General features: G+C 35.9%; 24 protein-coding genes and 2 pseudogenes. 5 read left to right on the top strand and 21 right to left on the bottom strand.

The annotated features are described in order from the left end of the window. Positions 1-243: 243 nt before the first annotated feature. The gene (locus tag J5J03_RS21885) at positions 244-390 is read right to left on the bottom strand and encodes a hypothetical protein (RefSeq protein WP_208592654.1); all 147 of its coding nucleotides are present in this window, start codon (positions 388-390) and stop codon (positions 244-246) included. A gap of 231 nt (positions 391-621) precedes the next feature. Between J5J03_RS21885 and J5J03_RS21880 the strand changes: the two genes are divergently transcribed. Next, positions 622-876 carry a hypothetical protein gene (locus J5J03_RS21880; RefSeq protein WP_331460543.1) on the top strand — a complete coding sequence of 85 codons (255 nt, stop codon included), beginning with the start codon at positions 622-624 and terminating at the stop codon, positions 874-876. 54 nt (positions 877-930) lie between these two features. On the opposite strand, the gene J5J03_RS21875 is transcribed toward J5J03_RS21880, so the two are convergent. Further along, the gene (locus J5J03_RS21875; protein ID WP_208592652.1) at positions 931-1,656 is read right to left on the bottom strand and encodes a hypothetical protein; all 726 of its coding nucleotides are present in this window, start codon (positions 1,654-1,656) and stop codon (positions 931-933) included. Positions 1,657-2,110: 454 nt separating this feature from the next. Between J5J03_RS21875 and J5J03_RS21870 the strand changes: the two genes are divergently transcribed. From J5J03_RS21870 to J5J03_RS21855, 4 genes and pseudogenes are all read left to right on the top strand, one after another. After that, a complete protein-coding gene (locus J5J03_RS21870; RefSeq protein ID WP_208592650.1) occupies positions 2,111-3,010 on the top strand; it encodes a S8 family peptidase in 900 nt (299 codons plus the stop codon). Beyond that, entirely contained in the window at positions 3,010-3,750 is a 741-nt protein-coding gene (locus J5J03_RS21865; protein ID WP_208592648.1) for an SAR2788 family putative toxin, read from the top strand. Before J5J03_RS21870 ends, J5J03_RS21865 begins: the two co-directional genes overlap by 1 nt. Positions 3,751-3,755: 5 nt before the next feature. Beyond that, on the top strand, positions 3,756-4,277 hold the full coding sequence (locus tag J5J03_RS21860) for a hypothetical protein (RefSeq protein WP_208592646.1): 522 nt from the start codon (positions 3,756-3,758) through the stop codon (positions 4,275-4,277). A gap of 133 nt (positions 4,278-4,410) precedes the next feature. Beyond that, positions 4,411-4,776: pseudogene (locus tag J5J03_RS21855) on the top strand (tyrosine-type recombinase/integrase); the annotation flags it as partial. A 20-nt stretch (positions 4,777-4,796) separates the two neighbouring features. Here the strand turns inward: J5J03_RS21855 and istB are convergent. From istB to recA, 19 genes and pseudogenes are all read right to left on the bottom strand, one after another. Then, positions 4,797-5,549 (bottom strand): IS21-like element helper ATPase IstB, encoded by a 753-nt coding sequence (gene istB / locus J5J03_RS21850; protein WP_208592644.1) that lies wholly within the window; start codon positions 5,547-5,549, stop codon positions 4,797-4,799. Further along, a complete protein-coding gene (istA, locus tag J5J03_RS21845; RefSeq protein WP_208592642.1) occupies positions 5,542-6,834 on the bottom strand; it encodes an IS21 family transposase in 1,293 nt (430 codons plus the stop codon). The genes istB and istA overlap by 8 nt, the downstream gene beginning before the upstream one ends. A 240-nt stretch (positions 6,835-7,074) precedes the next feature. Further along, complete coding sequence (gene glnA / locus J5J03_RS21840) at positions 7,075-8,406, bottom strand: type I glutamate--ammonia ligase (RefSeq protein ID WP_208592640.1); 1,332 nt, start codon at positions 8,404-8,406, stop codon at positions 7,075-7,077. Positions 8,407-8,431: 25 nt separating this feature from the next. Next, positions 8,432-8,827 (bottom strand): MerR family transcriptional regulator, encoded by a 396-nt coding sequence (locus J5J03_RS21835; RefSeq protein WP_208592638.1) that lies wholly within the window; start codon positions 8,825-8,827, stop codon positions 8,432-8,434. Between the two features lie 117 nt (positions 8,828-8,944). Beyond that, positions 8,945-10,165: a methionine gamma-lyase family protein gene (locus J5J03_RS21830; protein ID WP_208592636.1), complete on the bottom strand. Its 1,221-nt coding sequence runs from the start codon at positions 10,163-10,165 to the stop codon at positions 8,945-8,947. Further along, entirely contained in the window at positions 10,162-11,415 is a 1,254-nt protein-coding gene (gene hflX, locus J5J03_RS21825) for a GTPase HflX (protein ID WP_331460542.1), read from the bottom strand. The genes J5J03_RS21830 and hflX overlap by 4 nt, the downstream gene beginning before the upstream one ends. An 88-nt stretch (positions 11,416-11,503) precedes the next feature. Beyond that, complete coding sequence (hfq, locus tag J5J03_RS21820) at positions 11,504-11,728, bottom strand: RNA chaperone Hfq (RefSeq protein ID WP_208592634.1); 225 nt, start codon at positions 11,726-11,728, stop codon at positions 11,504-11,506. Positions 11,729-11,766: 38 nt separating this feature from the next. Further along, positions 11,767-12,702, bottom strand: a complete 936-nt coding sequence (gene miaA / locus J5J03_RS21815) for a tRNA (adenosine(37)-N6)-dimethylallyltransferase MiaA (protein WP_208592632.1) — start codon at positions 12,700-12,702, stop codon at positions 11,767-11,769. A 67-nt stretch (positions 12,703-12,769) separates the two neighbouring features. Beyond that, complete coding sequence (gene mutL / locus J5J03_RS21810) at positions 12,770-14,620, bottom strand: DNA mismatch repair endonuclease MutL (RefSeq protein WP_208592630.1); 1,851 nt, start codon at positions 14,618-14,620, stop codon at positions 12,770-12,772. Between the two features lies 1 nt (position 14,621). Next, a complete protein-coding gene (gene mutS / locus J5J03_RS21805; protein WP_208592628.1) occupies positions 14,622-17,225 on the bottom strand; it encodes a DNA mismatch repair protein MutS in 2,604 nt (867 codons plus the stop codon). Positions 17,226-17,611: 386 nt separating this feature from the next. Beyond that, on the bottom strand, positions 17,612-18,175 hold the full coding sequence (gene cotE / locus J5J03_RS21800) for an outer spore coat protein CotE (protein ID WP_153834231.1): 564 nt from the start codon (positions 18,173-18,175) through the stop codon (positions 17,612-17,614). A gap of 289 nt (positions 18,176-18,464) precedes the next feature. Next, positions 18,465-19,073 (bottom strand): annotated as a pseudogene (locus J5J03_RS21795) (M15 family metallopeptidase); the annotation flags it as partial. A gap of 245 nt (positions 19,074-19,318) precedes the next feature. Beyond that, positions 19,319-19,738, bottom strand: coding sequence for a RicAFT regulatory complex protein RicA family protein (locus J5J03_RS21790; RefSeq protein WP_208592626.1), 420 nt, complete (start codon positions 19,736-19,738; stop codon positions 19,319-19,321). Next, positions 19,739-21,316 carry a tRNA (N6-isopentenyl adenosine(37)-C2)-methylthiotransferase MiaB gene (gene miaB / locus J5J03_RS21785; RefSeq protein WP_208592624.1) on the bottom strand — a complete coding sequence of 526 codons (1,578 nt, stop codon included), beginning with the start codon at positions 21,314-21,316 and terminating at the stop codon, positions 19,739-19,741. It lies immediately after the preceding gene. A 106-nt stretch (positions 21,317-21,422) separates the two neighbouring features. Beyond that, complete coding sequence (locus J5J03_RS21780; RefSeq protein ID WP_208592622.1) at positions 21,423-22,340, bottom strand: dipeptidase; 918 nt, start codon at positions 22,338-22,340, stop codon at positions 21,423-21,425. 76 nt (positions 22,341-22,416) lie between these two features. Next, complete coding sequence (locus tag J5J03_RS21775) at positions 22,417-22,677, bottom strand: stage V sporulation protein S (RefSeq protein WP_003468886.1); 261 nt, start codon at positions 22,675-22,677, stop codon at positions 22,417-22,419. 124 nt (positions 22,678-22,801) lie between these two features. Next, on the bottom strand, positions 22,802-23,599 hold the full coding sequence (locus J5J03_RS21770; protein WP_208592620.1) for a TIGR00282 family metallophosphoesterase: 798 nt from the start codon (positions 23,597-23,599) through the stop codon (positions 22,802-22,804). A 294-nt stretch (positions 23,600-23,893) separates the two neighbouring features. Then, positions 23,894-25,453, bottom strand: coding sequence for a ribonuclease Y (rny, locus tag J5J03_RS21765; protein ID WP_208592618.1), 1,560 nt, complete (start codon positions 25,451-25,453; stop codon positions 23,894-23,896). 313 nt (positions 25,454-25,766) lie between these two features. Further along, positions 25,767-26,801 (bottom strand): recombinase RecA, encoded by a 1,035-nt coding sequence (recA, locus tag J5J03_RS21760; protein ID WP_208592616.1) that lies wholly within the window; start codon positions 26,799-26,801, stop codon positions 25,767-25,769. Positions 26,802-26,959: the final 158 nt, after the last annotated feature.

Here is a 26,959-nt window from a genome sequence, read left to right as displayed (position 1 = left end):
AACAAAACCCCCGACACTAACAGTGCCAAGGGTTTCCACTTATTAATACGCTTGAATATATTGTTCTCTTTCCCAAGGGTGAACTTGTGTACGGACTAGATGCCTGATTAATCAATTGCAATTAAGCTAATTCAAATAATTGTTATACTAACATTTCTTCTTATTTGAAAATTCAAGCAAAATTAAATTAATTATATTTTTCTGGGTTTTCTCTGGGTGATCTCTGGGTAAATTCAAAAGCACCTATTTTTGTGTAGGTGCTTTTCGTCTTCCTATTATTTTTCCTTCTTCTCTTGCTTGTATGAGCAGATCTAATTCTTTGTTAATCCGATCAATGTCCTCTTTTGTTATTTCGTCAAGTAGGTCTTGTTGGGATGGATTCTTCAACATTTTACTACCTCCCTTGTACCTATTTCTCAATAATAATTTCGACACTTACTATTTAATTCCTTCCAGAAATTACAATTTGTATAAACTTAATATTGGATACATAACAAGAACAATTGTTCTTGTTATGAGGTGAATAAACTGAGATATATAACAGACGAAGATTTCAAAATTGCTAGTCGGTATTTGTTTTTGGATATGGCCATTGAGGTTATTCAGAAGGATTTAGATACATTGCGTAACAATACTATATTTAAGATCAACGAGCCTTATATTAAGTTATTGGAATCAGTTGAAAGAAAAGCTATTGAGGAAAGACGCGAATTGAAGCAGCAAATGCACATGAAAAATTTGAAGGTGTTACAGACAGATAAAAATGACATGTTTACGGAGTATACTTTTTACGCTAACCGCAAAGAGGAAAAACGGAATTATTTTAATCCGGCGATAAGGAAGAAGGTTCTTTTGATTTTGGAAGAATACTTTTAAGATCACTAAAAATCAAGCACATATTTAGATTCTAACATGTGCTTGATTATATTTTTATTCAATTTGGTAATAATCTATAAGTTCCTTTTTTATATATCTGACAGTTTCTTGTTCTTTTTTCAATATAAAGTATTCAGGGTTTTCTCCTATTAGATAGAAAAGATCTGAATCTCCGTTTGTTTGGAAAAATTTATACCTCTCAAAGGAATATGTTGCCGCATAAGCTTGAATATAACCAACAGGATATAGCAATATTATTAATAGCATAAACTCTACAAATATTAGAAATAATAAATCATTAAAGCTATTTCCTGAATTAAAAAAGTATGCAAATAATAATCCATGTACAACGCTATACCTCCTTAAGATCTTATGAGATAATTTTATTCCTGCATTGTAATCTGAACTAAGTTTTTTATAAACTGTTTTTCTAGAAAATATATGTTTAAGTCTGTCTTTTAGTTTTCTCTTATATTTTTTATAATGAAAAAAAGGCCCATAAATCGCTACAATTGAGATTGATAGAAATATTATATTCATAATTATGGGGTTTAATGGATAATGAATTTCTATTAAAACGAAAAGAAAATAAGCTATACTTCCCGCAAGACCAAATGAGAGTATATAAATAAATATTACTAACACACTATGTGACTTTTTGACAAGACTATCTACCTCTGATAAGGCATAACTTTTGATTAGTTTTGCTGGAAATGAATTAAAAAAAACCAAGATTGTAATTATTAAAGTACCAATTAAGAAAATATACTTTGTCTGCATACCCAACACCTCCATAAGATATTATCGGCATCATTTAATTAATATTAAAGAATTGGCAATCAAATAAAATACCCACCACTTATTAGAAGGCTACTGAAAAACATATTTCGGAAACTTTCAATCCCACTTTGATAGCGAAAAATATGCATAAAATAGATTTCATTCCCCACTTTCATGTTATTTTCTGTATGAAATTTGGGATTGGACTTTCAGTCACTAAAATATAGTGGGCTTTTTCAGTAGCCTCCTTATTAGTGGTGGGCTTCAGGAAAATGCAGTATTAGTGTTAGAATTACGGTACTGCTTTTTATAGTATGATCTTTTATACTTATTACTTATAACTCTTATATCTTCCATTTTATTCATTATTTTTACATATTTTTCTTTTCGTTTTACATTTTTTGTGCTATTATAATTTTGGAGATATCACTTTTTACAACAAAAGAGGAGACCAATGATGAACAAAAGATTGATACTTCTATTATTAATTTTTCTTTTAGGGGGGTGTAATGAAAGAGATAAAGAAACACAAGATAATTTAAAGGATTCTGAAGAATGCACGAACAATTGGGCTATATGTATGGTAAATCCTGAAATGAATTTTAACCTATTAAACTCAACTCCAGTAAAAGTTGCCATATTAGATAGTGGTATTAATTATGAATTAGATGAACTTAAAGACTATGTTGTAAAAAGATTTAATACTACTGATAATTCATCCACAACTATCCCTGTAAATGAACATGGAACAATGATTGCTAGTATTGTGGCAGCAACGAACAAAGGAAATACTAAGATTGGTCTTAATGAAAGTGTACAACTTTATGATGTTCAAGTATTGAATAATGATGCAAAGGGCCAAGTAGAGAATACAGTAACAGGAATTAATTGGGCAATTGAACAGGATGTTGACATTATTAATATAAGCTATGGCTTCTCCAACGATATTCCATCTTTTAAAAAAGCGATTAAAACAGCTTCTGATAAAGGAATTATCATCGTTGCTGCAACTGGAAATACAATTGGCTTATCCACAGACTTTCCTGCTAAATACCCGGATGTATTATCAATTTCTGCAATTGACAATGAAATGGACATCTTTTCTTATGCAGGTAAAGGAAAAGTTGATTATGTTGCCCCTGGTGTTAATGTTCCTGTTTTAAATATGCAAGGTGAAATAGAATATCAATCCGGGACTTCCTTCGCTGCCGCTTATGCAACTGGGGTAATTTCTTTATTCAAATCACAAACGATTAATGAGGATGTAATACAATACTTACAAGAAAATTCAATAGAATTAGGTTCAAAAAATACATATGGCCAGGGATTAATACAATTTAGGGAGGAATATTAATGAAAAAGCTATTTATTTGTACACTAATTTTAGCATTATTTATTTCGTTTGGTGGTGTGGGATATGCAGCTGAAAATATCAGTTTAGATGAAACGGAATCAAATTTAGTTTCAAATGAAAATGTAGAAGAAGTAGCCTATACTGAGGGTAATTCAAAATATGTAGACTCTACCTTAAAAAATGAGGATGTTTATATTAATAGCTTTTTAGAATATGATGAGGAAACAGATACAATTTCCGTAGATGCCCTTTTGGAAGATGACTATGGAAATAATCTAGAAAAAACTTTCAATATAACAATTTTAGAAATGTATGATGCAGATAACTTTAGAGCATCATTTATTGACCAAGCAACTGGAGAAGAATACATATATGATACCACTGAATTTGATGCTGCTGTTTGGCCTTTAGTCGGAGTTGTAGTGAAATTTATTGCTAAAAAGGGATTAAAGAAAGCAATTAACAAATGGGGTAAATCAATAATAGGTTCAATGATTAGATCTTCTCCAACACTTGCAAAATCTGCCGCAAAAGATTTAGGATATTCTATAACTAAATACCGTTCTCATGGTCAAAAAGTATTTAAACGAAGTAAAGGAAAAGGTCCAAAATATATAACTGTAGATAAAGATGGACACAATGGAGGCGTTTGGAAAGGCGCTACTACGATTAAAAATTTAGGTAGTAAAAAAACTAGATCAGGTACTTATGATGCGAATTTAAAAAGGATAGGAGATTAAGAAAGTTGGTTAAATTAAATAATATTAATATAGATTTCGATTGTAATAAGGAAACCCCTTATTTTCAAGCTACTTCAGAGCAAAGAATTAGATTTGATATGGAAGATTTAAAAATTAATTTAATCCGAAAAATTATTGAAGATGTATTTACAGAAGAGGATAAAATAAGTGTTATATTTGTATCAGAGTATATTTATAACAAAAAGCGTTATTCTTCAAAATCTAAAGTCGGTAAAATAATTAATATAAGAAACTGGCATGAAACCGTAGTTGAAGATGAAACTACTGGTGAAGGTGAAGTATACGCTACTATTATGAATTTAAAGCGTGAAGATATAACGAATTATTGCTCAGCAATTTATAAAGGTCATACTGAAGCTTACATTTCTTTTTTTAGCGATAAATTCCTGTTATATGTGAGTAGCGATGTTATTGATATCATTTCTAATGATGTTGAAAAAATAGCAAACTTAAAACAAAATTACTCTAACCTATTTAATAAGTTCCATGAAAACGGTAATTTTTAATTTATTTAAACGAAAAGAATAGCCGACAATTCGAGCTATTCTTTTCTTATTTTTATCTTATTAAGGACCACCTTTCACGACGGTCCTTTTTCTTTTTAAAATGTTCCATTAACTGACATTGTAATTCTTTCACATTAAAGAACACTTGAAATGGCAAAATACAAATAAGCAAAATTTAAATGATATTTATAGACATGACCTAAATCTAGTATTTTGCCGTGATGATGGCTATATAATGCCGAAGTCTAGTTTATTCAATGCCTTCAGCAGAATTCTAAAACAAGCAGGTATACCTAACTTACCTATCCATTCTCTAAGGCACACCCACGCTGTTTTATTATTAGAAGCTGGCAATGACATGAAATTCATCCAAGAAAGATTAGGACATGGAAGTTATCAAATTACTGCAGACGTATACTCGCATATCTCAAAACGATTGGACAAGGAATCGATGGAAAAATACGAGTATAAATGTCAAGTTAATTATGTACAGTTTTGACTGTTTAAGAATGTGCAATTTTAATCATTTTCTTTACCTAAATGATCTTTGATTCTGTAAGAATCACCTATGATATTTACCACTGTGGCGTGGTGTAAAACTCGATCTAAGATGGCATTAGCGAGTTTTGAATCTTGAAAGACCTCATCCCACTGCTTGAAATTAACATTGGTGGTCAGGATGGTGCTTTTCTTCTCGTACCTCATATCAATGAGCTGGAAGAAGAGTTTGGCATCTTCTTGATCAATAGGAAGGTACCCTATCTCATCAATAATTAACAGTTTATACTTCCTGTAATGTTTTAAGCGAGCTTCCAATCTATTCTCGACCCGTGCTTTTTTTAGGTGTTGAATGAGTTCATGACATTTGATGAAATACGTACTATTACGATTCTTAGCTGCTGCTATTCCGATTGAGGTTGCCAAATGTGTTTTACCAACTCCGCTTGGCCCTAGAAAAACAATGTTTTCTTTATCTTCGATAAATCGCAATGTAGTAAAGTCTAATATCTGTTGTTTGTTAACCGACGGCTGAAACTCAAAGTCAAAATCCTTCACCTCCTTTAAGTGAGGAAAAGCTGCGACTTTGACCATGGAACGCACCATATTTTGTTCACGTCGATCTATTTCATGGTTTGTCCACTTAACGAGCGTTTCGACAAAAGATTGTTGGTTAGATATTGCTGTATCAATAATGTCATCAAGATGTTCATGCATTTGTTTTAGCTTCAAATATTCAAGATTCTTAACGAGTTGCTGATAACTACTATTCATCTTTATAGACCTCCCCAATAGCCTTTAAATTTCTTTTTGACCATTCATCCGTATCAATACCTTCATACATATTCATAGCTAAAACCTTTTTATAATGTGATGGATCATAATTTAATTTCATTTGACTAATGGGATGTCTAGCGATTAAGGCCGTGTTATAATAAACATGTATATGGTTATCATAAATTTGTAAACCGACAGTTTTTCCTTTGTATTCAGGTGGGACTGAATACTGATTACTCTGATAAGTAATCATGCTTGATGGATTAACCTTTACAAGTTTATGAACGATTTTATATGAATCTCTTATAGACTTCCTAGGTAGGGGCTGTAGGAGATTCTTTTCTTGTTTAAAAGCCAATATAGGAATTTTTCCTGTTCCTTGGTGATAGCTATGATTAGCACGTTCACATAATGTTTGTACGAATTCATGTAACTCTTCATAGTTCATTTGACCTTGATAAGCATGAATTTCGTCTAATAATTTCATGACATTTTCGGCTTTCCCTTTCGTTTGAGGTTTACCGGCCTCACATGGTTTAAGTTTAAATCCGAAATCCTTTGAGAAGTGATCAAACCGTTCGTTGACAACTCCTCTTGAATAAGCTGTTCTCGAATGGTCCATAACCGTTTTCATGTTATCCGTTAGAAGTATTTTAGGTACGCCTCCCAATGCTTCAAATGTTTCTGTTAAAAAAGACATGAGGACACTTTGCGATTTAGAAAGCGTTAGGTAAAAAGACTTGAACCGGGAATGGGATAATAATAAGACAGCTACATTTACATAGATAATCTCTCCATCCCTCGTAATATACTTCATATTTTCTTTCCAATCAAATTGTGCTTGTTCTCCAGGTGGAGTTTCGAATCGCAACACAGGCTTAGCTGATGGTGTGCGTTTTCCGTTGGAAAAATAGGATTGAAACTCAGGTTTACTAGATATATAACTTCTAAAACGAGATTGTGAACAATCTAATCCATGATTATCTTTTAAGTACTGCCATAGCACCCGTTTATAATAAAAGACTTGCGGTGAATCTTCTGAAAGAAGAAGGGATATCACACCACCATAATAATCATCTATTTTAGATTTCCGACTTCTTGACTTACTAGGAACATATCCATTTAAATACTTATCGACTGTTCGTCGATCAACTTTTAGTTGCCGTGCTAGTTCACTCTTATTAATTTTCATCCCAAGACTCTCCATCATTAGTTTATATTTGGATAAGTCTGTCAGACTATCCACTTTAAAGTCCGTTGTTAAATTAATCGATAAATGCATTCTCCTCACCCCAAATTCAGTATGCATTTATCGATCAGAGTTGTACATTCTTAAATGATCATTTATGTACATTTATAAACTAGCATTTATATACGAGGCATATTTTGATGAAATCAATAAATGATTTTACTATTGAAAGTGGGGCATTTGTGGGGCAGCCAGTGGGGCACAGGAAAATCAAGCACTTTTATCACACAAAACAAAACCCCCGACACTAACAGTGCCAAGGGTTTCCACTTATTAATACGCTTGAATATATTGTTCTCTTTCCCAAGGGTGAACTTGTGTACGGAACATATCCCATTCGATTTCTTTCGATTCAACGAAGTGTTCGAATAAGTGTTCACCAAGAGCTTCTACAATTGTTTCATCTTTTTTCAATTCATCTAATGCATCTGCTAAAGTTGCAGGTAAATCTTTAACTCCATTAGCTTCACGCTCTTCTTTATCCATTACATAGATATTGCGATCTACAGCTTTTGGAGCTTCTAATTTGTTTTCAATCCCGTCTAATCCTGAAGCTAACAGAACAGATAACGCTAAGTATGGGTTAGCAGAAGGGTCTACACTACGTACCTCAACACGTGTACTTAAACCACGAGAAGCTGGTACACGGATTAATGGACTACGGTTAGATCCAGACCAAGCTACATAACAAGGTGCTTCATAGCCAGGTACAAGACGCTTATAAGAGTTTACAGTAGGATTTGTTACTGCTGTAAATGAAAGAGCGTGTTTAATAATACCTGCGATAAATTGGTATGCAGTCTCACTTAATTCAAGTGGTCCATTTTCATCTAAGAATGTATTTGTTTTTCCCTTGAACAATGACATGTTACAGTGCATACCAGAACCGTTAACACCGAAAAGTGGTTTTGGCATAAATGTAGCATGTAGACCGTGTTTACGTGCAATAGTTTTAACCACTAGTTTAAATGTTTGAATATCATCTGCGTGCTTAACAGCATCAGAGTATTTAAAATCAATTTCATGCTGGCCAGGAGCAACTTCGTGGTGAGATGCTTCGATTTCAAATCCCATTTCTTCTAGTTCAAGTACGATATCGCGACGGCAGTTTTCACCCAAATCTGTTGGTGCAAGGTCAAAATAGCCACCTTTATCGTTAAGTTCTAGAGATGGATCACCTTTTTCATCTAATTTGAATAAGAAGAATTCCGGTTCCGTACCAATGTTAAAAGCAGTGAAACCAAGGTCTTCTGCTCTTTTCAGGTTACGCTTTAAGTTATAACGCGGGCAGCCTTCAAATGGAGTACCGTCTGTATTATAAATATCACAGATAAAACGCGCTACTTTCCCTTTTTCAGAAGTCCAAGGGAATACAACGAAAGTATCTAAGTCTGGATAAAGCTTCATGTCAGATTCTTCAATACGTACAAAACCTTCAATCGAGGAACCATCAAATACCATTTGGTTGTCTAATGCCTTATCCAATTGGCTTAATGGAATCTCAACGTTTTTTATTGTTCCAAGCAAATCTGTGAACTGCAAACGGATAAATTTTACATTTTCCTCTTTGATTTTTTGCTTAATCTCTTCTTTAGTTAATCCCATTGATTAAACTCTCTCCTTTATTATTTTAATGGAAGAATCTTGATAATTCTCCCTGTCTTAACGAAGTTTTGCCTAATCTGCCAGCATCCAATAATTCTTTATGCAATATTTTGCGTAATTCCTTTTCGGATATTTCTGACGATTTTGCGTCTGGAGCGGACTTTTCTGTTTTCGGCATAGTTTTCATTTCAAGTACTTGTTTAATGCCTGCTAAATTTAGACCTTTTTCGATTAATTCTTTAATCTCTAATAGACGATCTACATCATTAAAAGAAAATAGCCGTTGATTTCCTTCTGTCCGAGAAGGATGTATCAATTGATGCTGTTCATAGTATCGGATTTGCCTTGCAGTTAATCCTGTAAGTGATTTAACAATTCCGATAGAAAACAAGGGCATGGAACGTCTATCTAAATCACTCATCTCATTCACCCCTTCCGTCTGTTTTCTATAATTCTATTATACACTTTGTAAATATAGTGTCAAGAGATGTTAGGTAAGTTAACATAAAAATCTGAAATGAAGTTTTTTTGTTAATCCTCATGATGTCAACCCGTTTGCAGCATTCAAAACTGCTAATTTGACATGATTGTACGTTAATCCGCCTTGAACAAAGGCAGTATATGGTTCTCTTATCGGTCCATCTGCTGTTAGCTCTAGACTTGCTCCTTGTATAAAAGTGCCTGCTGCCATGATCACATCATCTTCATAACCTGGCATTGGTGCAGGGTATGGCAACACATGTGAATTAATAGGAGATTGTCTTTGAATTGCCTGACAAAAAGCAATCATTTGTTCAGCGGTATGGAAGGTAACTGATTGGATTAAATCCGTTCGGTGAGCATCAAAAGTAGGCGTTGTATTATATCCAAGTTTTTGCAAATAGGCAGAAGTAAATACCGCTCCTTTTAATGCTTCACTTACAACATGTGGTGCAAGAAATAAGCCTTGAAACATTTCTTGTAACATACCAATACTAGCACCAACTTCTTTCCCAATTCCTGGAGCAGTTAACCGGTTTGCTGCCATTTCCACATATGATTTCTTACCCGCAATATAACCTCCCATTCTGGTTATACCGCCACCAGGGTTCTTAATTAAAGAACCTGCGATCAGATCAGCACCTAAATCAGTTGGTTCTTTCATTTCCACAAATTCCCCATAACAATTGTCTACAAAAATAATGACCTCTTTTTTCAGCAGACGAATTTGCTTGATAACTTTCTTCATTTCCTCTATCGTTATCGAAGGTCTGTCATCGTAACCTTTGGATCGCTGAATAGCAACAACTTTAGTCTGATCGTTAATCATTTGCTTCACACGCTTAAAATCAATACAACCATCAATCAGATCCGTATAGTGGTATTGTACGCCAAAATCAGAAAGTGATCCCGGGATAAATTTATCATGGCCAATGACTTGATTTAACGTGTCATATGGTTCCCCAGTAATATACAATAATTCATCACCAGGACGAAGAACCCCGAACAAAGCTGTACTTATCGCATGTGTGCCAGAGGTTATTTGAGGACGAACAAGTGCGTCCTCTGCTCCAAATACAGAAGCATATACAGCTTCTAACTTATCTCTTCCATAATCATCGTATCCATAACCGGTTGTCGGATTAAAGTCACTGTCACTGACTTGATGTGTTCGAAAAGCGTTTAGCACTTTTTCTTGATTATAATATTCCATTTCTTGTATGTTTTGAAAGATTGGTTCTATTTGTTTCTCGACTTCCCTTATTATTGATTGATTCATTCTTGATGGAACTCCTTTATTTCTTTCATTATAGCATGATTTGGATCGACAAATCCCTCTACATAATAGCCTGATTTGTACTCAGCATATGTCTGTTTTTCCAAAATAGCATATTGACGTATTTTTGCTAGTTTACTTGCATTATGCTCCGGTACAAAACCTGAGAAATAAGTCCACTGTTCTTTAATTAATTTTTCGATCTCCTGTTTCACACCAGAGATATCCTTACCTTCTAGAGCACTAATGGTCAAATATGGATGGGAAGATGGAACAAACTCATCTGCATCAATTAAATCCTTTTTATTATAAATAGTTAAAATTGGAATGGTGTCTGCTTCTAATTCTGATAATAACCGATGAACCGTGTTTTCATGATCATGCCTGTTCGGTGCAGCAACATCGATCACGTGCAGAATAAGATCTGCTTCACGCACCTCTTCTAGTGTAGAGCGAAACGCCGCTATGAGTGCGGTTGGTAAATCCTGAATAAATCCAACCGTATCCGTTAACAACACTTCGAGGTTGCACGGCAACTTCAGTCTTCGGGATAAAGGATCTAATGTTGCAAATAATTTATCTTCATAAAGTGAATCACTTTTCGTTAAACTGTTGAACAAAGTTGACTTTCCTGCATTGGTATATCCGACAACAGCGACTTGAAACAGTTGTTGTTTACGTCGATTACCACGATATTGCTCCCGTTGATTGACCACTTGCTTTAAACGTCTTCTGATATCATCCATTCTATTTTGAATATGACGACGATCTGTTTCAAGCTTCGTTTCACCTGGGCCTCTGGTACCAATCCCACCACCTAGCCTCGATAAATCTGTGCCTTGTCCATGCAGCCTTGGCAGCATATACGTATATTGAGCAAGCTCCACTTGTAGTTTACCTTCTTTGGTACGTGCTCTGGCTGCAAATATGTCAAGTATCAGTTGACTTCGGTCGATAACACGAACATCTAACTGTTCCTGTAGATTCCTGATTTGTCCTCCTGACAATTCCTCATTCGTTATGACAATATCAATATCTTTTTCTTCAACAAACTGGTTGATCTCGACTAATTTACCTTCCCCTACATAAAACTTCCGATGTGGTGCAGGACGTTTTTGGACGATTGTTTCAACTACTTCGCCTTCTGCAGTTTTCACTAGAGCTTCTAATTCATCTAACGAATAATAAAATTGTTCTTCATCTTTTTTTTCATGCATAATAGCAATTAATAAAGTTTTCTCGATATCGATCACCTACTATTTTATTTATTAGTGTAACAACAACATACGTTTTAATGCATAGAAAAGGCGCTACTAAAAGAATAGCGCCATTCATGCTTCATTATTCCTTATCAAGCGTAACATTTTTAGATGGAGCAAAGGTGGATATCGCATGCTTGAAAATCAACTGTTGCTTTCCTTCCGCCTCAAGCAACACTGTAAAATTATCAAATGCTTTAATGACTCCACGTAATTGGAATCCATTAGTTAAGAATACAGTTGCCGGGATACGTTCTTTTCGAAGTTGATTTAAATACTGATCTTGAATATTGACTGATTGAGACATGGTAGTACCTCCTCTAATTTCTCTATATTTTTTATATTCTATGTTTCTTTATAGAATCCTTCTAAATCTGCTAAAATATTTTGAAAAACCTGATTCTTCGTTTCTACTGTAATCGAGTACCAATCTACAGGCATCTTATTTTTAAACCAAGTATACTGTCGTTTAGCAAACCGACGAGAATTTCTTTTCAAAGTGTCTATTGCTTCTTCCAAGCTTTGTTCCCCTCTTATGTAGGGGAGTATTTCTTTATAACCAATACCTCGCATTGCCTGGGAATTCTCAAGACCCGCTTGATAAAGTCGTTTGACTTCATCGATTAAACCTTCTTCCACCATTTGATCAACACGTTGATTAATTCGCTCGTACAAGAGTGATCGATCCATCTCTAAACCTACGATGCGAAAATCGTAACGAGATTCTACCTGTTGTTTTTGCTGATACTCTGTCATTGTCATACCTGTACGATCATAAACCTCAAGTGCTCGAATAAGGCGACGGCGATTGTTAGGGTGTATTTTTTCCGCTTGTAACGGGTCTACCTGTTGCAACCGTTGATAAACGTAATCAATCCCCTCACGTTCCATTTCAATCTCTATTTGCTCATGATATTCGTTAGACCGTTCACTATCAGCGAATTGGTAGTCATATAATACAGATTGTATATATAAACCAGTCCCACCAGCGATAATCGGCCGTTTATTCTTCTCTAGAATCCTATCAATATTCTCTTGCACTTGTTTTTGAAAATCGGCAACGGAAAAGGAATCGACTGGATCTAAAATATCTATCATATAGTGAGGGACTCCTGCTTTTTCTGCTTCGGTTACTTTTGCTGTACCGATATCAAGTCCTCTGTAAATCTGCATGGAATCTCCACTGATTACTTCACCATTAAATTTTTTAGCAACCTCAATAGATAACGCCGTTTTTCCTACTGCAGTTGGACCGACAATGACTATTAATTTCTCTTTCACGTTATCACTTCCAATGATGACTATGCTTTCTTACAGTATACCGTACATTATCTGTTTCTTCATCTAATTACATAATTCGTTTAAACATTTTTTCCATCTCGTACTTAGTAAATTGGATAATAATCGGTCTGCCATGTGGGCAAGTAAAAGGTTCCTCACATTTTCGCAAGTCATCTAGCAGACGTTGCATATCTTCCAAATTCAAATAATGATTAGCCTTAATCGATCGCTTACACGACATAAGAATAGCTGCTTCCTCTCTTAACTTGTGCAAATTGAGCTGTTTATCTTGAATCAATTGATCTACCATGTCTCGGATGATCTCTGCTTCTTCACCTTTTGGAAACCAGTGTGGATGTGACCTTACTATATAGGCATTTTGGCCAAATGCGTCTAAAAATAATCCTACTTTTTGTAACTCTTCCTTATATTGTTCAATAAAGAGTGCTTCTTGCTGAGTAAATTCGAAGGTTAGTGGGACTAATAAATCTTGCACATGCCCATCTACTTCTCCTATTTTATCTCGGTAGTATTCATATTTGATTCGCTCTTGTGCTGCATGTTGGTCAATAATATATAGACCTGCATCATTTTGAGCTAAAATATACGTACCATGATGCTGACCAATTGGGTACATAACAGGCACTCGATTCGCTTCATTGTACACTACCTGTTGCTGTTCGGGTGAAATTCCTTCTACTACTTCTTCCAAGTCATTGCTACTATTATGTTCATTATTTGCTATTGTCATACTACTGCTGATATGTTCTGCCTCACGAACCATCTCGACATCGTCTATTGGGGCATGATCTGACTTTTGTTGAAAGGGTTCCTGAGTCGGTGTATTCGCAGTTGGTTGATGCCTGTCAAAATCAAATTGAGGCTGTTTTGATTTTTCTTTTGATGTACTTTTCTTCTGACCAGCTGGTATGAGCGTCTGTTGATGAAGTGCATCTTTAATCATTTTTTCTACTGCTTGAAATAACTCTTTTTCTTTACTAAAACGAACTTCCAATTTCGTTGGATGAACATTAACATCAATTAAATATGGATCCATCGAAATATTCAGTACGACAACAGGCTGTCTGCCAATTGGAAGAAAGGTATGAAAACCATTTGTAATAGCTTTGGCTAGACCAATACTTTTAATAAATCGACCATTCACTATGGTCGTAATATAGTTTCTTGAAGATCGGTTAACTTCTGGTTTTGCAATATAGCCTGTTATGTCATAATCTAATGTTTTGGTATGCACTGGAATCATTTGTTTTGCAACTGACATCCCATATACGGAAGCTGCAATTTGACGTAAGTCTCCTTTACCTGTCGTCTGAAATATTCGCTTACCGTTATGGCTTAACTCAAAACGGATGTCAGCATGAGAGAAAGCCATGCGGTTAATAATATCCGTGATATGACCTAGTTCTGTATGGACAGTCTTTAAATACTTGAGCCGAGCCGGAGTATTAAAGAAGATGTCCTGAACTGTAATTTCCGTACCTTGCCTGGCATCACTTCTTCCTTCTTCTTTAATATGGCCGCCTTCTAAAAGCATTCTTGTTCCTGCTTCATTACCTGTAGATGTTTTGATTTCTAATCGGCTAACCGCTGCAATACTTGCAAGGGCTTCTCCCCGAAACCCTAGTGTTCTCACATGAAAAAGGTCGTTTTCATTATTTATCTTACTTGTTGCATGTCGTAAAAAAGCTTTCTTACATTGATCATGAGGAATACCATTCCCATCATCTGTTACTTTAATTTCCTGTAAACCTGCTTCTGTGATCTCGATTTTTATCCAGCTACTTTTTGCATCAACACTGTTTTCAACTAACTCTTTTACAACAGAGGCGGGACGTTCTACGACTTCACCCGCCGCAATTTTATTGGCTAAATAATCCGGAAGTTCGTTGATTTGCATTCTATTCTCGCCCCTTTATTCCTTGCGCTTTCTTTTGCAATTGATAGAGCTCATTGATCGCATCCATCGGCGTCATTTCCAATAATTTAATCTTCTGTAAACTCTCTACGATTTCTTGATACCCAGATGGTTTTTTCTTTTTAACAGGTTCTTCCGGCGCGAAAAAGGCTATCTGCTCCATTGTCACGTCAGCCTCTTCCCTATGCACTGAGGATAATGATTTATCGCTTGACTTTCCTTCTAACTGGGACAAAATAACATTAGCCCGTTTGATTAATTCATCTGGTAATCCTGCCAATTGTGCTACATGAATGCCATAGCTTTCATCTGCTGCTCCTTCGTGAATTTGATGAAGAAAAACTACCTTTCCTTCAATTTCTTCTGCTCTAACATGAATATTTTTTAGTGCAGATAAGTTATCTTCTAAACTTGTCAACTCATGATAGTGAGTAGAGAATAGTGTTTTAGCTTTAATATGATCATGAATATATTCAATAATCGCTTGAGCCAGAGCCATCCCGTCATATGTACTCGTACCTCTTCCGATTTCATCAAGTAATATGAGACTATCATTCGTAGCATGTTGAATCGCATGATTAGCTTCTAGCATTTCAACCATAAAAGTACTTTGGCCTGATACAAGGTCATCAGCTGCACCAATCCGCGTAAAAATCTGATCTGTAATCGATAGATCAGCGGATTGAGCTGGAACAAAACAACCAACTTGAGCCATAATAATGGTTAAAGCTAACTGACGCATATACGTACTTTTACCAGACATATTCGGTCCAGTTATTAATAGCAAATGTTTATCATCAGCCAATTCAATAGTGTTAGGAACAAATTGTTCACCTTTCATCACTTGTTCAACGACAGGGTGCCTGCTTTCTTCTAAGTAAATATGATGATCTTTTGTAAAGTTAGGTCTGACATAATTATTTTCCTCACTTACCGTTGCAAAACTTTGCAATACATCGATTTCACTTAAAGTTTCTGCTAATTTCTGTAAATCCGGAATATATCTTTTCACTTTTTCTCTAATCTCAAGAAAAAGTTGATACTCCAAGTCAACGCTCTTTTCTTCTGCTTCTAAAATTAATGTTTCTTTTTCTTTTAGTTCTTCGGTAATAAACCGTTCAGCATTCGTTAAAGTTTGCTTACGCTGATAACGACCTTCTGGAATCAGCGACAAATTTGGGCGGGTTACCTCAATGTAATAGCCGAATACTTTATTAAATCCAATTTTTAACGATTTAATATTCGTTTCAGCTTTTTCTTTTTGTTCCAGTTCTGCTATCCAATCCTTTCCATTCCTTGACGCATCTCGATATTGATCCAACTCCTGATTATAGCCATCTTTGAGAAGCTTGCCTTCTGTTATCGAAATGGGCGGATCTTCAGCTATACTATTTTCAAGAAGTTCGTAAAGTTCGGGCAACGGATCCATCCTATCGGAAAGGGCTTGTACTGCCTTACTATCAAATTGTTTTAACTGCTCTTTGATATACGGCACTTTAGCCAGTGATCTCTTCAATTGAATTAAATCTCTTGCATTGACATTTCCAAATGATACCCTGCCTGATAACCGTTCCATATCATAAATAGATTGCAACGCTTCTCTGATTTCTTCTCGTTCAAAAAACTGTTCGTAGAAACCGTTAACTAAACCCAGCCGTTTTTCAATTAACGATTGTGTCAGCAAGGGGCGCTCTAGCCATTTCTTCAGTTTCCGTGCTCCCATGGCCGTTACAGTGCGATCGATTACCCATAATAAACTGCCATACTTTTCTTTTCGCAATAATGAAGAAGTAATTTCTAAGTTGCGTTGTGAATACATATCTAATGTCATATATTCAGCAAGCTCAATCACTTGGGCCTTCTTCAAATGATCAATCGCCCTTTTTTGGGTATGGTATAAGTATTGGTATAACACCATACAAGTCTCTCTAAGGCGGTCATCCGCAATATCTTTAACAAGTTCAGCTATGGCTTGATCAGGTGTTGTTTCTTTGGCATACGAAACTGTTAGTTGCATTTTTTCTTTTAATTCATCAATATATGTAGCAGCTAGACCTTTCTCGACGACTACCTCTTTAATAGGACGGTTATATAACTCACCTAACACCGCACTCCATCCACGTTTTATTTCCATAACGAAGGTTTCACCTGTAGACATATCGGTATAGGCTAGATTAAATTTCTGGTCTGTTGTTTCTGTCACTACTGCCAAATAATTGTTTTCTTTATCATCCAGCATATTCCCTTCCATCACAGTACCAGGTGTAATAAGTTGAACTACTTCTCTTTTGACTACACCTTTTGCTACTTTTGGATCTTCCACTTGTTCACAAATCGCCACTTTATACCCTTTATCAATTAATGCTTTGATGTAGCTTTCAGCCGAATGAAATGGAACACCACACATTGGAATTCTTTCATCGCCGCCACCATCTCTGCTCGTAAGTGTTATTTCTAGTTCTAATGCTGCTTTTTTTGCATCCTCAAAAAACATTTCATAAAAATCGCCTAAACGAAAAAATAAAAAGCAATCCTGGTAATCTGCTTTTATTTTTAGATACTGCTGTATCATTGGCGTATAACTCATTCTAGTATCCCCCAACTTCTTTCGTTTCTTGTAACATTATAGCACAGAAGCTGAATTCAGATAAACAATTAAGAAAAACCGGCAACTCCTGCCGGTCCATCAATAAATGCAAAAGTAGATGTCAATTACTTTGGTAGTAATGATGAAATATTTGAACAGCTTGACCACCACTCCGTTTGCCCACTCCCCTTTCCTTGTGGTTTGTCCTTCAGCTAATTTTTTCGAGCGAAAGTCACTCGAAAAAGTGGATCTTTATGCCAAACGATTCCCACAGGAGTGGAAGTGGGCGGCCTTCGCTAACATCTCGCTCTACAACGATAGCATGAAGTAACACGACTGCTTTCATATAAAAAAATACAGTGTGAGCATTCCCCACACTGTATACGTTATTCTTCTTCATGATCGTCTAGGAAATCAGGGTCAATGTCATCGAATTCATCATCTGAAATGGCTAGATCCCAATCTTCATCATCATAGACTTTACCTTTAGGGTCTACTTTAACAGAGATTTTTGTTTCACCGATTACTTCTACTAGGAATTCTCTTTCTGCATCCACTTTAATTTTATTTCCTTTCGTATCGATACTGCATTCTAAGCAATTCGGTTGTTGAATGACTTTTGCAATTACTTCACACTCATCACCAATATGTTGTTTATCTCGAATTGATAACGGTACATGATCACAATATTCTACTCGTTCTGTTACTACTTCTGTTTTTGTATTATCATTGTATGCATACCACACATTTACATCATAGGTTCCTTTAATCTCTACTGTATCCTTTTTCACTAATTTTGCATGATAGTTATGATTGATAATCCAACAACCTAAAATACTTGATGGACGATGCGCTGGTGTGATAGTGTTCGTTTCTTGCTTAAATTTTCTACCCTTTCCAATGACCGCTTTTGTTATAATTTCTCGGTATTCTTGGTCTAGATAAGACATCGAATTATAACCTCCCTCTTATTTCAATTTCATCATATGCGAGATATTCGTCTATAGTGCCTTCATTCGTATAAAAAATGTTAGCCATAGCGCCTACTTCATCCTATGCAGTTGCCTAGGAATGTGTACATATGTAAAATGAAGGATTATAAATTCGTTACAAGCTAGCCTGTTTACATGAAGAACAGTATTATTGACAAATCTGTTCACAGATAATATTCAATCTTCTCAATTCTTTACTTCATTATAAACTCATGAATTTTTAAATTATCTCATCTTATTCCATTATCTATTTTTCGTATACAGTCACAATAACTCCATTGATATTGTTTCCGGAAATTTCATACTCGCTATTTTCCGGTATATTAATTGTTAGGTTTTTGGAAAAAGAATAATATGAAACAGTATATTTCACACCCTTAACCTCTATAGAAATCTCCTTCTTCTCTTTCAGATAATCCAAGTACTCTTCTAGCACAAAATTCTTCTTCTCCATAATCGCGCTATGTGGTAATCCCACATACCGAATATGCCAAGGTTCATATTCGATCCCTGTGACGTCCACTTTGTCTTCTGGATAACGTAAAATAAATCCATGTTTCCAAGCATTTTCTTTTATCCATTCTCCTTCTGATGCATGATACATTGATGTTTCTGTTGAACCTACATCAAGTGCTAAACCTAAGTTATGTTCACTATGTCCTGGTGGTAAAGCATAATCATCCCCCATGTCTTGATAAAGAGCTTTTTGTTCTTCAAATTCTCGAAAACCGCTACTTATTAAAAAATGATTAACCCCGTCTTTTTTGGCAGCTGCAACCATCTTAGAAAATTTATGTGCGACATCTTTTGATAAATACATCTCAGACTCTAACAAGACATATCCTTGTGTTAATTGAATCTGTACATTTGAACAACCTTTATATACATGGCATTATTTTACACAATAGTAATGAGAGATAAAGTAATACTTTTTTTATTTTCTATTATTTCCTTTACTTGTTCAAGAGTATAGTTGCTATGAATTTAGTTGATTCTGACATTTTAGCATTCGAGTAAGTGTAAGGAAAATCGGATATCTGCTTTCACCCATACAGAAAAAGCACGACCAACGCTAATGGCTGATCATGCTTTTATGGACTCTTAACAATGACTTTGTCCTTTTTTAGACCCTGTTTCCCCAGCTAATACATCTCCACCTGTGGAGCGAATCACTTCATTTGTAATCTCTCTAGCAATAGTATTGGTTACAAGTTGAAGAAGATCATTAATGACAACTTGTGATTCCTTAAATTCCTGCACAACTGGAATTTCATCAATTTCTTCTTGCAAGCGGTCGATTTCTGCTTCCACACGTTTTAATGCTTCATGCTTACCATAAGCTTGGAAGTTAACGGCTTGCTTTTGTAAGGCTTTGATTTTTTTAATCGAACTTTGAATTTTATTATTTTCATTTAATTTAGCTTCCAATTGCTTGAAACGATCGATTTCTTCAATGTTAGCCATTTTGTTAGCTAATTTATGTGCTTCTTCGATCACTTCTGCTCTCGTATATTTTGCCATTTATTTCACCTCAACTGCTGATTCAACCATTTCTCCATCTAGAGTCCATGTTTTGGTGTTCGTGATCTTCACTTCAACAATTTCTCCAATGACAGATTTTGGTCCTTTAAAGTTTACTAATTTATTGCGCTCCGTGTACCCAGATAAGACATCAGGATCTTTTTTACTTTCGCCTTCTACCAATACTTTTACTGTTTCACCTTGATATTTTTTCATCGCTTCTGCTGATTGCTTGTTCACTAGTGCATTCAATCGTTGCAGACGCTCTTTTTTCACTTCCATCGGAATATTGTCTTCCCAACGTGCAGATGGTGTACCTTCCCTAGGTGAATAAATAAAGGTATAGGCACTTTCAAATCCTACTTCTTCGACAAGCGTCATCGTTTCCTCAAATTGTTCGTCTGTTTCATTAGGGAAACCAACAATAATATCAGTGGTTAATGTAGCGTTTGGCATGGCTTCTCTAATTTTTCGTACCAATTCTAAGTAGCTTTCTCTTGTATAACGACGCGCCATTACCCGGAGAATGTCTGAGCTACCTGATTGTACTGGTAAGTGAATATGATCTAGCAAGTTACCACCTTTTGCAAGTACTTCAATTAAGCGATCATCGAAGTCGCGAGGGTGTGATGTTGTAAAACGCACACGTGGAATATCAATTTTGCTGATCTCTTCCATCAAATCACCGAGACCATACTCAAACTCTAAGTCTTTTCCGTAAGCATTGACATTTTGTCCTAATAAGGTAATTTCTTTATATCCTTGAGCGGCAAGGTGACGTACTTCCTGGATAATATCTTCCGGCATACGACTACGCTCTTTACCACGAGTATATGGCACGATACAGTACGTACAGAACTTATCACAACCATACATAATGTTAACCCACGCCTTAATTTTACCTTTACGTGCTTTTGGAAGGTTCTCGATAATATCGCCTTCTTTAGACCATACTTCGACAACCATTTCTTTGCCAAACATTGCTTCATTAATGAGTTGTGGTAAACGGTGAATATTATGTGTACCGAAAATTAAATCAACAAATGGATGTTTTTTCAAGATACGGTTCACTACTGATTCTTCTTGGGACATACATCCACAAACACCTAAGATTAAATCTGGATTCTCTGTTTTTAATGGTTTCAAGTGACCAATTTCACCAAATACTTTATTCTCTGCATTCTCACGGATTGCACAAGTATTTAATAAAATGATATCTGCATCATTCGTATCTTCCGTTGGAGTGTACCCCATTTGGGTAAGGATACCAGCCATCACTTCGGTATCATGCTCATTCATTTGACATCCATAAGTTCGGATGAGGAATTTTTTCCCTTTACCAATCGCTCTCATCTCTAATGGAATGTCAAAATCATAATGAATATCTACATCTTTTTTCAAACGTTTCTTTGCTTTACGCATGTTTGGTGGTTCATAAGTTGTTTGGAAATATCTCGAAATTAACTCATCGCTTGACATGTTTTTTAAACGATCTAAATTATCGTTCGCATCGGATTTTACGTCCGCCGAACTCTTTTGGTTAATTTGTTGACTTTCTAATCGTTGTTTTTCGTTCATGCTACCTATCTCCTTTCTTACCCCTAATCAATCTTAACAAACTACTTCATCTATTATAGGGGAAAAACCGTGTAAATACAAAGCGAATTAATTAATATTTTAGCAATTAATCAGGAAAATGGTTGATAAAATTCTGATAACTAATTTTTTCTACAATGGACGCAGGAAATTTTTGTTTCATCGCAGCTTGTAAGGAGCCATACTGATTGATAGAAGACAGATTTTCTACAAATTGGTCTGTTCCATCGAAATCAGATCCAAATACGAGGTGGTTTTCTCCACCAACACTTAAAATAAAGGATATATGTCGCAAAAGGTCTTCTATTGTAGCACGATGGCTGGTTGTCACAAAATATTGGACGAAAGTAATACCTATTAATCCGCTGTGATTAATGATTTTACGAATTTGTTTATCCGTTAGATTACGAGCATGTGTACAAACAGATCGACTGTTTGCATGAGAGACTATCAAATGATCACTAAGTTCTACTGCTTCATCAAATCCTTGCTCCGAAATATGTGCGAGATCCACCCATGTCTTATGTTGATTAGCCAATTCAATAACTTTTCTCCCCAGTGAACTAAGCCCACATCCCCTTGGTTCTCCTATTCCATCTACAGCTAAATTTGCAGAATTCCAGGACATACCAATCATTTTCACTCCAAGCTGAAGAAGTATTCTTAGTTTGTACAGATCAGCCCCAATACAATCCAGTCCTTCTAGAGTTAGCATGGCACCTTTTTCATTCGGTTTCAGACTTTCTATTTCTACTTTCGTTTGAACAAAGTGGATATTAGCAAACGGTTTAATAATTTTCTCAAAAAAAAGATCCACCATATGTAAAGCCACAGCAAATTTAGATTCTGTCGGAGTGTGTTCAGGAACGTAAATAGCAAAGCACTGCACTTTTACTGGACTTTGCATCCATTTCTGATAACTCACGTCTAAAATGGAATCATCGTTGAAATCGACACGATGCGACCACATTTTAGACAATGCATCACAATGACAATCGATAATCATGTGCTCCACTCCCTGCTAAAAATAGACATTTAAAAACCTGTTTGTCTACTAACAAACAGGTTACTAATATTCCGTATTACCTTGGCTCGACAATTAACTTTATAGCTGTACGCTCTTCATTATCAATCATAATATCAGTAAAAGCTGGAATACAAATGAGATCCACTCCACTTGGAGCAACAAAACCACGTGCGATCGCAACTGCTTTCACTGCCTGATTAAGTGCACCGGCACCTATCGCTTGGATTTCCGCTGAACCACGTTCACGTAATACATTTGCAAGTGCGCCTGCTACAGAATTCGGGTTTGATTTTGCTGAAACTTTTAATATGTCCATTCCTGGTACCTCCTTCAATTGCTATTGTTATTCCACTTTTACTATATTCATGATATTGTAAGATATTCCTTTTTATTATGAAGGATAGTCGGCGAAATTTCAAATCTTTCGCTACTGACAAGGCTTAAGAGAAGAACGGATGATCATCATTTATTTGCAGGCGATCAATCTTTACTGTCTTTCCCGTAGAATTATCGATATCGATTAATACACCACTTAATTGGGCTCTTCCTGATTTCGGCACTTCAAAACGTACAGGCAATCCAGTAAGGAATTTCTTGATCACAGCTTCTCTCTCCATTCCCAATATCCCGTCATAAGGCCCAGTCATTCCAACATCTGTTATATAGCCTGTGCCATTTGGTAATATGCGATTATCTGCTGTTTGCACATGTGTATGTGTACCAACAACTACACTTGCTTTACCATCTGCATACCATCCAAAAGCTTGCTTTTCACTCGTAGCTTCTGCATGGAAGTCAACAAAAATAATATTAGTACGCTTCTTTGCCTCATTAATCAATTCATCTATTTTACGAAACGGGTCATCAACTGGTTGCATAAACGTTCTGCCAAGCAAATTGATAACAGCAATCTCTTGTCCATTTGACTTAATGTAGACAATTTTATTTCCGGGTGTATCGGGCGGTAAATTACCTGGTCGAACCATGTAGGTGGCATCATCAATAAAATTGAAAATCTCCCGCTTATCCCAGGTATGATTGCCCATTGTAAGTGCTTGCGCCCCCCACTCAAGTAAACTTTTATAAATTTTCTCGGTAATGCCTTTTCCTGCTGCTGCATTTTCTCCGTTAATAATCGTTACATGTGGTTGATATTTTGCTTTTAATTTTGGTAAATACTCTTGCACCATATTTCTTCCTGGTGAACCTACAATGTCACCAATAAATAAAATCTTCATGTACGTCTACCTTTCTATTTTAAGTACCCATAGTTTTGCACACTATTTTCTAAAAGTCAAAGTTTGATACGGAACCTTTCAGGGACATATTCTATAATTAGTATAGGAAAGAATAAACAATATAAAGTAAGACTATGACCAGCAGAGTGGCTTGACCCTACTAATTAATAGCGAAACTTATCAGGGTGTTAGCGTCTGTTATTTCCTAAACCTTATCCTTCTGTTACTTGAAGCTTGAAGTGAGGCGGTTAGCACCTTATAAAACACAAAAATAGAGAGACTATGAAAGCCTCTCTATTTTGCGTATTCTACTGAACGAGTTTCTCGGATTACGGTTACTTTTATGTGGCCTGGATAATCCAACTCATCTTCAATTCGTTTTCGAATATCTCTTGCGATCTTGGTAGATTCTGCATCATCAATTTCGTCTGGTTTGACGATGATGCGAATTTCTCTACCAGCCTGAATTGCAAATGATTTTTCAACACCTGCATATGATTCTGAAATTTCTTCTAATTTTTCTAGACGTTTAATGTAATTTTCTAATGTCTCACTTCTTGCACCTGGACGAGCAGCTGAAAGTGCATCTGCTGCAGCAACGATTACTGAAATAACAGATGTTGCTTCTTCGTCTCCGTGGTGTGAAGCAATTGCATTAATAACGACATCATTTTCCTTGTATTTCGTTGCTAGTTCTTTACCGATTTCTACGTGGCTACCTTCCACCTCATGATCAATTGCTTTCCCAATGTCATGTAATAAACCGGCACGTCTAGCTAGTGTTTGATCTTCCCCGAGCTCAGCAGCTAATAGACCGGATAAATAAGCTACTTCCGTTGAGTGTTTTAAAACATTTTGTCCATAGCTAGTTCGATATTTCAATCGTCCTAATATCTTCACTAAATCAGGATGAAGACCATGAACTCCTATTTCAAAAGTTGTCTGTTCTCCATATTCACGAATATATTCATCGACTTCACGTCTTGATTTATCCACCATTTCTTCAATTCTGGCGGGGTGAATTCGCCCATCCTGCACTAATTTCTCTAATGCAATGCGAGCAATTTCTCGACGAATTGGATCAAAACCAGATAAAATAACTGCTTCTGGTGTATCGTCAATTATTAGATCAATACCTGTTAGTGTTTCTAAAGTTCGAATATTGCGCCCTTCGCGCCCAATAATTCGACCTTTCATCTCATCATTTGGAAGATTGACAACGGAAACAGTGGTTTCTGCTACATGATCAGCCGCACATCGTTGTAGTGCCAAGGATAAGATATCTTTAGCTTTCTTATCTGCTTCTTCTTTCGCACGATTTTCTGCCTCTTTAATTATCATAGCTGATTCATGTGTAACTTCTTTTTCTACACGCTGTAAAATAATTTGTTTTGCTTGATCCGTGGTATATCCTGATATCCGCTCTAATTCTGCTTGTTGCTCGCTTAACATTGCTCCAACTTTGCTTTCCATTTCTTCAATTTGTTGTTGTTTTTCTGTAAGCGAACCTTCTTTCTTTTCTAACAATAACTCACGCTTGTCTAGAGTTTGATCCTTACGATTGAGGTTTTCTTCCTTTTGCATGAGACGACTTTCAAGCTTTTGAATTTCTGCTCGACGCTCTCTAAGCTCTTCATCCGCTTGTTGACGAATTTTATGATTTTCGTCCTTCGCTTCTAGTAATGCTTCTTTTTTCGCAACTTCAGCGTTTTTATAGCCCTCTTCCACAATTTGTTTTGCTAATTCTTCTGCACTCGAAATTTTCTTCTCTGCAATTTTCTTTCTAATCAGATAACCAACAACAATACCGACAAATGTAAGCAAAATGGAGATGATGATCGCTACAGTATCCATACTTTCACCTCCTCTTGCTATAAACTTGTACAATTTTTTTAAGTCGGCATGTACAATAATACATTTTTTGAAATTTAAATGTATAATAATATATGAATTATACATGTTAATTTTAATCTTCTATTACTTGGATGTCAAGGATTGTAAAGTTTTTGCACACATAATAGAAATCAGGCATATCTACCCGATTCTATAATCTTATCCATTCACTACAGGGATGAATGAACAACTCAGGATTCCCTGCCTTGAACCGATTCTATACGCCATTAAAAGAAAAACTCCGCAGCCTATTAATGACTGCAGAGTTTTTCTCTTATTCCTCTAGTAAACTTTCTTGGAGCTCTTCTTCTTCTGCGTTTCCATCCTCTATATCATAGTGGGTTCGAATAGAGCGATAGATTTCCTCTGCTACAGCAGGATTTTCTTTTAAGAATTGTTTAGCATTTTCACGCCCTTGGCCAAGTCTTTCATCGTTATAAGAGTACCAGGCACCACTTTTCAGCACGATATCCAAGTCAGATCCGATATCTAGTATTTCTCCTTCACGAGATATACCCTCACCATACATAATATCCACTTCGGCTTGTTTGAATGGTGGTGCTACTTTATTTTTTACGATTTTAATACGTGTTTTGTTACCAACCATGTCATTTCCAACTTTTAATGTTTCTGCACGTCTTACTTCCAATCGCACAGAAGAATAGAACTTCAATGCTCTACCACCAGGAGTTGTTTCCGGATTACCGAACATTACACCGACTTTTTCACGGATTTGGTTGATAAATATAGCCGTTGTCTTTGATTTATTGATTGCACCTGATAATTTACGTAACGCTTGAGACATTAAACGTGCTTGTAGACCGACATGAGCATCACCCATTTCTCCTTCGATCTCCGCTTTTGGTACTAAGGCAGCTACAGAGTCAATAACAATAATATCAACGGCACCACTACGTACAAGTGCTTCAGCAATTTCCAAAGCTTGTTCACCCGTATCAGGTTGAGATAACAACAGCTCATCAACATTAACACCTAATTTCCTTGCATATACCGGGTCTAGCGCATGCTCCGCATCAATAAAAGCAGCTTGTCCACCTGCTCGTTGTGCTTCAGCAATGGCATGAAGAGATACTGTTGTTTTACCAGATGATTCTGGTCCATATATTTCAACTACACGTCCGCGTGGATAGCCCCCTACACCTAATGCAACATCTACTGCAATGGAGCCACTCGAAACGGTTGCTACTTTTTGTTCTGCCTGTTCACCAAGCTTCATGATCGAACCTTTACCGAACTGTTTTTCAATCTGTTTTAAAGCCATGTCCAAGGCTTGCTTTCTATCACTCACATTAATTCCTCCTTCATATTGCTACTACTATCTTACAACCTTTTGGCTCGTTTCACAAGTAAAAAACGAATAAATGTTCCCGTTATTTTCACAAAAATAAAAACAATAATGGATACATCGTGCAATGAAAAGCATTTTTCTTTTTATAGAAAAAATGC

Source organism: Gracilibacillus suaedae (assembly GCF_017599345.1).
Lineage (GTDB): Bacteria > Bacillota > Bacilli > Bacillales > Amphibacillaceae > Gracilibacillus > Gracilibacillus suaedae.
The sequence above is the reverse complement of the archived record's forward strand: the minus strand, read 5'-3'. Positions and strand labels throughout refer to the sequence as shown.

What these genes read in the sequence shown, in the direction of transcription:
- J5J03_RS21885 (WP_208592654.1), bottom strand. Translation starts at nt 390, where the DNA reads ATGTTGAAGAATCCATCCCAACAAGACCTACTTGACGAAATAACAAAA.
- J5J03_RS21875 (WP_208592652.1), bottom strand. Translation starts at nt 1,656, where the DNA reads ATGCAGACAAAGTATATTTTCTTAATTGGTACTTTAATAATTACAATC.
- J5J03_RS21870 (WP_208592650.1), top strand. Translation starts at nt 2,111, where the DNA reads ATGATGAACAAAAGATTGATACTTCTATTATTAATTTTTCTTTTAGGG.
- J5J03_RS21865 (WP_208592648.1), top strand. Translation starts at nt 3,010, where the DNA reads ATGAAAAAGCTATTTATTTGTACACTAATTTTAGCATTATTTATTTCG.
- istB (WP_208592644.1), bottom strand. Translation starts at nt 5,549, where the DNA reads ATGAATAGTAGTTATCAGCAACTCGTTAAGAATCTTGAATATTTGAAG.
- istA (WP_208592642.1), bottom strand. Translation starts at nt 6,834, where the DNA reads ATGCATTTATCGATTAATTTAACAACGGACTTTAAAGTGGATAGTCTG.
- glnA (WP_208592640.1), bottom strand. Translation starts at nt 8,406, where the DNA reads ATGGGATTAACTAAAGAAGAGATTAAGCAAAAAATCAAAGAGGAAAAT.
- J5J03_RS21835 (WP_208592638.1), bottom strand. Translation starts at nt 8,827, where the DNA reads ATGAGTGATTTAGATAGACGTTCCATGCCCTTGTTTTCTATCGGAATT.
- J5J03_RS21830 (WP_208592636.1), bottom strand. Translation starts at nt 10,165, where the DNA reads ATGAATCAATCAATAATAAGGGAAGTCGAGAAACAAATAGAACCAATC.
- hfq (WP_208592634.1), bottom strand. Translation starts at nt 11,728, where the DNA reads ATGTCTCAATCAGTCAATATTCAAGATCAGTATTTAAATCAACTTCGA.
- mutL (WP_208592630.1), bottom strand. Translation starts at nt 14,620, where the DNA reads ATGCAAATCAACGAACTTCCGGATTATTTAGCCAATAAAATTGCGGCG.
- mutS (WP_208592628.1), bottom strand. Translation starts at nt 17,225, where the DNA reads ATGAGTTATACGCCAATGATACAGCAGTATCTAAAAATAAAAGCAGAT.
- cotE (WP_153834231.1), bottom strand. Translation starts at nt 18,175, where the DNA reads ATGTCTTATCTAGACCAAGAATACCGAGAAATTATAACAAAAGCGGTC.
- J5J03_RS21790 (WP_208592626.1), bottom strand. Translation starts at nt 19,738, where the DNA reads ATGGCAAAATATACGAGAGCAGAAGTGATCGAAGAAGCACATAAATTA.
- miaB (WP_208592624.1), bottom strand. Translation starts at nt 21,316, where the DNA reads ATGAACGAAAAACAACGATTAGAAAGTCAACAAATTAACCAAAAGAGT.
- J5J03_RS21780 (WP_208592622.1), bottom strand. Translation starts at nt 22,340, where the DNA reads ATGATTATCGATTGTCATTGTGATGCATTGTCTAAAATGTGGTCGCAT.
- J5J03_RS21775 (WP_003468886.1), bottom strand. Translation starts at nt 22,677, where the DNA reads ATGGACATATTAAAAGTTTCAGCAAAATCAAACCCGAATTCTGTAGCA.
- J5J03_RS21770 (WP_208592620.1), bottom strand. Translation starts at nt 23,599, where the DNA reads ATGAAGATTTTATTTATTGGTGACATTGTAGGTTCACCAGGAAGAAAT.
- rny (WP_208592618.1), bottom strand. Translation starts at nt 25,453, where the DNA reads ATGGATACTGTAGCGATCATCATCTCCATTTTGCTTACATTTGTCGGT.